The following is a 6,802-nucleotide window of genomic DNA, read 5'->3' as shown; positions in this document are numbered from 1 at the left end:
CACCGCGCCCCTGCCCACCGAGGACCGACGATCGGAGTCCGAGAGCATGTCCCAGCCCCCAACCCGGCGCCGTCTGCTGAGTCTCGCCGCCGGGGCCGCGGCCGCCGCCCCGCTCGTACAGGCCACACCGGCCGCGCACGCGGCAGCCGGCCAGACCTTGTCCGGAACGCCCGGCCCGGCCCGGACCGGCGCGCTCGCCCGGCCCACCGCGGCCCCGCTGCCCGTCCCGTCCGCCTGGTCGGTGCGCCCCTTCCCGCTGGACCAGGTCACCCTCGGGAACGGCGTCTTCCGGACCAAGCGCGACCTGATGCTCGACTACGCCAGGTCCTACCCGGCCGACCGCATCCTGGCCGTCTTCCGCGCCAACGCCGGACTCGACACCCGGGGCGCCCGGCCGCCCGGCGGCTGGGAGACCGCGGACGGCAACCTGCGCGGCCACTTCGGCGGCCACTTCCTCACCCTCGTCGCCCAGGCGTACGCCGACACCCGTGAGACCGCCCTCAAGTCCAAGCTGGACTACCTGGTCGGCGCGCTCGGCGAGTGCCAGAAGGCCCATGCCGAGAACGGCTCGCCGAAGCCCAGCCACCCCGGCTACCTGGCGGCGTACCCGGAGACACAGTTCATCCTGCTGGAGAGCTACACGACCTATCCGACGATCTGGGCGCCCTACTACACCTGCCACAAGATCATGCGCGGACTCCTCGACGCGCACACCCTGGCCGGGAACGAGCAGGCGCTGACCATCGCCTCGGCGATGGGCGACTGGGTGCACAGCCGACTCGGCCGGCTGCCGAAGGCCCAGCTGGACCGGATGTGGTCGATCTACATCGCCGGTGAGTACGGCGGCATGAACGAGGTGATGACGGACCTGTACGCCCTCACCGGCCGCGAGGAGCACCTGGCGGCCGCCCGCTGCTTCGACAACACGGCGCTGCTGGACGCCTGCGCCGAGGACCGGGACATCCTCGACGGCCGGCACGCCAACCAGCACATCCCGCAGTTCACGGGCTATCTGCGGCTGTTCGACCACACCGGGGAGGACGAGTACGCCGCCGCGGCCCGCAACTTCTGGGGCATGGTCGCGGGCCCCCGCATGTACAGCCTGGGCGGTACGGGCCAGGGCGAGATGTTCCGCGCCCGGGGCGCCATAGCGGCGACCCTGGACGACAAGAACGCCGAGACCTGCGCGACGTACAACATGCTCAAGCTCACCCGGCAGCTGTTCTTCCACGAGCCGGACCCCGCCTACATGGACTACTACGAGCGGGGCCTGACCAACCACATCCTCGCCTCCCGCCGGGACGCCCCCAGCACCACCAGCCCCGAGGTCACCTACTTCGTCGGCATGGGCCCCGGAGTCGTGCGCGAGTACGACAACACGGGCACCTGCTGCGGCGGCACCGGCATGGAGAACCACACCAAGTACCAGGACTCGGTGTACTTCCGCTCGGCCGACGGCAGCGCACTGTACGTCAACCTCTACCTCGCCTCGACGCTGCGCTGGCCGGAACGGGGCTTCGTCGTCGAGCAGACCAGCGACTATCCGGCCGAGGGCGTGCGCACCCTGACGTTCCGTGAGGGCGGCGGCAGGCTGGATCTGAAGCTCCGGGTTCCGTCCTGGGCCACGGGGGGCTTCACCGTCACGGTCAACGGAGTCCGGCAACGGGCCGCCGCCGAGCCCGGCAGCTACCTCACCCTGAGCAGAGCCTGGCGGCGCGGCGACCAGGTACGTGTCTCCGCCCCGTACCGCCTGCGCATCGAAAGGGCGTTGGACGACCCCACCGTCCAGTCGGTGTTCCACGGTCCGGTACTGCTGGTCGCCCAGAGCCCGCAAAGGGATTTCCGCACGTTCTCCTTCTACAAGGACTTCACGCTCCGGGGTGACCTCGCCGCCGCGATCCGGCCCGAGGGCCGGCCGATGCACTTCACCACGCACGGCCTGACTCTCGCGCCGTTCTTCGTCGCGGACGACACCCGCTACCACGCCTACTTCCGGCGCTCCGAACCCGTCGTCGTGTTCGGCACGGCCGAGTCGGGCGTCCCCAACCGGGCCCGCGGTGACGGCCTGACCTTCCTCGACGTGCTCTGGCAGCAGGCGCCCTTCGCGAACTCCGGCAACTTCGTGCAGGCCGTACGTACCCTCGCGGACCAGTGGCTGTCCGAGGCGCTCTTCACACGCGCCGAGCGGGACCGTGTCGTCGCGGCCGCGCTGGAGGCGGACCTGAGGCGCTGAGACAGGGGAGCCCGGCAGCCCCCGCCGGAGTCGGTGGGCTGCCGGGCGCACCGGGGCTCCCAGAAAACCGTGATGGACGCCTTGACGGTGAATCGTTTCACTGCTTCCTTGGAGAGGCTGTTCATGGGAGCGCTCCCACATCCGGTGAGAAAGGATCCCCATGCAGACCTCCCCCCACCAGGCCGGACCTCGCACACCCGGACGCGGACCACTGGCCGTCCTCACCGCCGTCCTGACGACCGTTCTCATCGCCGGCGTCCTGTCCCTGGCCGGAATGACCCGGGCCCACGCCGCTCCGGGAGACGGCTCGGTCTCCGATCCCAACATCGGCTACGTCGGGCGCTGGGACGCCCGTTCGGGCACCATGGCCGTGGCCAACTGGACCGGCGCGTACGTGCAGACGTCGTTCACCGGCACCACGGTCAAGGTGCGGACCAGAGACGCGGTCAACCTCTACGTCAGCATCGACGGCGGGCCCGACGTCTTCCACGCGGGTGTGCGCGGCACGGTGAACCTCACCCCACAGCCGTTACCGACGGGCACCCATACCCTGCGGATCACCTACCGCTCCGGCGACACCGTCTTCCAGGGGCTGGTGCTGGACTCCGGGGCCCGCACGGTCGCTCCGAACAACCGGCCCGGCCTGATCGAGTTCGTCGGCGACTCCATCACCGCCGGCGCCCTCACCGACCGGCTGGCGCTCGACTCGTACGCCTGGAAGACCGGCGAGCGGCTGGGGATGCGGCACACGCAGATCGCCCGCGCCGGCTACTGCCTCGTCGGCCAGTCCGGATGTACCGGTCTGAGCAGCCAGTTCTTCAAGACGGCCAGCACGGGTGGCACGGACTGGGACTTCTCCCGCTACCGGGCGAACGCGGTCGTCATCAACCTCGGCACCAACGACATCGGGCACGGGGTGTCCGGGGCGGCGTTCCAGTCGGCGTACACCACGTTCCTGCGCGACATCCGCGCCAGGTACCCGGATGCGGTCCTCTTCGCCGTGCAGACCCTCAAGAAGCGGTACGTCACCGAGACCAGGGCCGCCGTCAACGCCCGCAACGCCGCCGGAGACAGCAAGGTGCGCTACGTCGACACGACGGGCTGGCTCACCGACGGCACCGACTACGAGGACGGCGACGGACACCCCAACGAGGCGGGCCACACCAAGTTCGCGGACCGCCTTGCCCCCGTCGTCGGCGCCGCGTTGGGCAGCAGCACGACCCGTTCCGTGAAGGCGGCGTCGCCCGGCCGGCCCGGTGATCCGAACGTCAAGTTCGTCGGACGCTGGGACACTGCCGGCTCCACCACCGCCTACACCCCCTACTGGGCGGGCGCGTACTACCGCGTCGGCTTCACCGGCAGGACCGTCCAGCTGAAGCAGCGGGGCACGATCGACTTCTGGGCGCGGATCGACGACGGGCCCGTGACGTTCTACGACGACGTCAAGGGCACCGTGAACCTGACTCCGGCCGCGCTGCCGGCCGGCCGCCACACCCTCCAGGTCAACTATCAGGTGGTCGCGGGCTCCTACCGTGGTGACGCCGTCTTCCAGGGACTCGTCCTCGACAGCGGCGCCACGACCTATCCGCCGCCCGCTCCCGAGAAGCTGATCGAGTTCGTCGGCGACTCGATCACCGTGGGCACGACGACCTCGCAGAACGCCCGTACCGCCTACGGCTGGCTGATCGGGGAACGCCTCGGTGCCGAGCACACACAGATCGCCCAGGGCGGCGCCTGCCTCGTCGCCACGGAGGACGGATGCGTGGGCCTGGAGCGGCAGTTCACCAAACTCAACCCGAACGCCCCGACACCGGACTGGGACTTCGCCCGCTACCGGGCGAACGCGGTCGTCATCAACCTCGGCACCAACGATGTCGGCCACGGGGTGAGTTCGGCGCAGTTCCAGGAGGCGTACAGCAGTCTGCTTCGCAAGGTCCGCGCGGCCCATCCGCAGGCCTGGATCTTCGCGTTGGAGACCTTCCGCGGGCGGTTCGTTCCGGGGACCGAAGCAGCCGTCAGGGCGGCCGTCGACGGCGGCGACTCCCGGGTCTCCTTCGTCGACACGACGGGCTGGCTCGGCTCGGGCGACCTCACGGACTCGGTCCACCCCAACGACCAGGGGCACCGCGTCATCGCGGACCGCCTCGCGCCGATCATCGCGGCCAGGATCGGCGCCTGACGTGGTCGGGGGCGTGGCCGCGGTCAGCGCCGTCGGGCCAGGCCCCCGGACACCGGCGCGCTGCCGAGGCCGCTGTCGCCGTCCTGGTGGCGCAGGACCCACTCGTCGAGGTCGAGTGCCGCTTCCTGGGGCTCCCGGGCCATGTAGGCCCGCCACCAGCTCACCTCGCCGGGGGAGCCGGGCGGCCCGGTGGCCTCGGCGGGGGAGAGCAGTCCCCTCCGGAAGCGGTCCTCGGCCGTCGTGAAGCGTGCCCGCGCGGTGTGTGCGGACACGCCCAGGACATCGCCGATGAGTTCCCAGTTCGCACCACCCAGCCGCTCGAACACGGCGGCGGCCTCGAAGAACCGCTGGGCGGCCCCGAGTACTCGCGCGGCATCGGCCAGTACCGAGCCCGGGGACCGCACGGTGCCGTCGGGATGCAGCTCGTGCTCACCGATCGGCACGGCGGCGCGGGCGAGTTCGGCCAGTTCGCAGGCCTCGTAGGCCGCCACCAGCCGAGCTCGCGCCGCGTCCGTGTACGGTGCGGCGGCTGTTCCCGTGTCACCTTCGGTCACGTCAGCCGGCGCGCAGGAAATAGAGGACGGTCATGGTCACGGCGGTGGTCAGGATGACGCCCCGCAGCAGCCGTGCGGGAAGGCGGCGTGCGAGATGGGCCCCGGCGAATCCGCCGACCACCGCACCGGCCAGCATGCCGACGAGGAGAACCGGAGCGCTCAGCGCCTCCGAAGCGACGAGGAACAGTGCGGTCGCGCTGAGATAGACGGCCGCGACCTGGGTGACCCGCATCGGATTGCCGGCCGCGGCGTCGAGACCGAGGCCGACGCTCCACAGCGCCAGCATCAGGATGCCTACGGCGCCGCCGAAGTATCCGCCGTACAGGGCGAGAAAGAACTGGCCGATCAGGACGGCCCGCGAACTCATGCCGACCGGGCGGCCCATCGCGGTGCTCACCGCACGGGAGAGGTACCGCCCGAAGGCGAGGACCACCGTGGCGAACGCGAGGAGCCATGGCACCGCGGCATCGAACGCCGCCGCCGGCAGCGCCAGCAGCAGGCCGGCGCCGAGTCCGCCCCCTATGAGGCTGACCGTGGTCAGAGCCGTCGTGGACGTCGACCCGACCGGGGCGAGCTCACGCCGGTAGACCCAGGCACTGGCCACCGACCCGGGGACGAGGGCGATACTCGATGCCGCGTTCGCTGTCACCGGGGGCAGGCCGACCGCGACGAGAGCGGGCAGCGCGACGAACGTACCGCCACCACCGACGGCGTTCAGCGCTCCGGCGGCGGTACCGGCCAACAGGACGAGCAAGGTCTCGGACACTCGACGAGCATCACTCAGTGAGCGCGTGTCCCACAATGCGTAATCGGCATACCCAGCCTAAGGCTGCACCATAGGCTGAGCGGTGTGCGCTATGACCTGGACGATCTCCGGCTCTTCCTCGACATCGTCGCGGAGGGGTCGATCACGGCCGGCGCCCGCCGGATGCACCTCAGCCTGCCCTCGGCCAGTGCCAGGGTGCGTGCGCTGGAGCACCAGGCCGGCGTGGCTCTCCTGATCCGCGGCCGGCGAGGTGTGCGGCCCACCCCGGCGGGGACGACTCTGGCGCGGCACGCCCGCGAAGTCCTCGACCGGACGGCACGGCTGGAGAGCGCCGTCGCGAGCTACACCCGGTCACCGACCGCTCCGCTGGCCCTGTTGAGCGGCGGCTCCGCGATGCACCGACTCGTCCCGCGGGCCCTGGTGTCGTTCCTGCGGGCGCACCCGGACATCGACGTCACGGTGTCCGAGAGCCGTACCCCCGAGACCGTGCGGATGCTCACCGACGGCGAGGCGGACCTGGGGGTCGTCCTCGACGACGAGGCCCGCGACTGCGGCCTGCGCATGGAACCCCTCGGCGACGACTCCCTCGTGGTGATCGGCCAGGCCGAGGGGATCCTCGCCGGCCGGACCGCCCTGACCTACAGCGAGGTGGCCGAACACCCTCTCATCGGGCTCGACCCAGGTTCCTCGTTGCGACGCTGGATCGAGAAGCACGTCGGCCCGCACGCCCCGGCCGTGCGGTACCGCACCACGGTCGCCGACCTCGGAGTCCTCGTCGCTCTCGCGGCCGCCGGCGTCGGGCTCGCCCTCGTACCGCGCCGCGCCGTCGACCCCCGCTGGCTGCTCGACGTGTGCGAACTGGTCGACCCCTGGGCGCGCCGCCACCATCTGCTCGCCTGGGGCGTCAAGGACCGGACCTCGTCGACGGCCACCGCGGCGCTCGCCGAACACCTGCGGAGGGCGGCGCTGTCGGAGCCGGCCGGCCCCGGCGGACACGGGGACTCCGGAAAGACCGATCCGGCACACCAGGAAAAATGGGAGTAAACCAGGTTGTATGGGCCCACGGGAAT

General features: G+C 71.2%; 5 protein-coding genes. 3 read left to right on the top strand and 2 right to left on the bottom strand.

Annotation, left to right across the window (positions count from 1 at the left end; translation table 11 throughout):
* Positions 1-46 precede the first annotated feature (46 nt).
* Entirely contained in the window at positions 47-2,233 is a 2,187-nt protein-coding gene (locus FPZ41_RS25635) for a glycoside hydrolase family 127 protein (RefSeq protein WP_194236216.1), read from the top strand.
* 160 nt (positions 2,234-2,393) lie between these two features.
* Positions 2,394-4,412, top strand: a complete 2,019-nt coding sequence (locus FPZ41_RS25630) for a GDSL-type esterase/lipase family protein (protein ID WP_152866048.1) — start codon at positions 2,394-2,396, stop codon at positions 4,410-4,412.
* 23 nt (positions 4,413-4,435) lie between these two features.
* Here the strand turns inward: FPZ41_RS25630 and FPZ41_RS25625 are convergent, their stop codons facing one another.
* Positions 4,436-4,966, bottom strand: a complete 531-nt coding sequence (locus tag FPZ41_RS25625) for a hypothetical protein (protein ID WP_322620713.1) — start codon at positions 4,964-4,966, stop codon at positions 4,436-4,438.
* 1 nt (position 4,967) lies between these two features.
* A complete protein-coding gene (locus tag FPZ41_RS25620) occupies positions 4,968-5,732 on the bottom strand; it encodes a sulfite exporter TauE/SafE family protein (RefSeq protein ID WP_131569220.1) in 765 nt (254 codons plus the stop codon).
* Positions 5,733-5,816: 84 nt separating this feature from the next.
* Here FPZ41_RS25620 and FPZ41_RS25615 point away from each other — a divergent pair, with 84 nt between their 5' ends.
* On the top strand, positions 5,817-6,776 hold the full coding sequence (locus FPZ41_RS25615) for a LysR family transcriptional regulator (RefSeq protein ID WP_322620712.1): 960 nt from the start codon (positions 5,817-5,819) through the stop codon (positions 6,774-6,776).
* Positions 6,777-6,802 lie beyond the last annotated feature (26 nt).

The organism is Streptomyces acidicola (assembly GCF_009377235.1).
GTDB lineage: Bacteria > Actinomycetota > Actinomycetes > Streptomycetales > Streptomycetaceae > Streptomyces > Streptomyces acidicola.
This window is presented reverse-complemented; position numbering and strand designations above follow the sequence as displayed.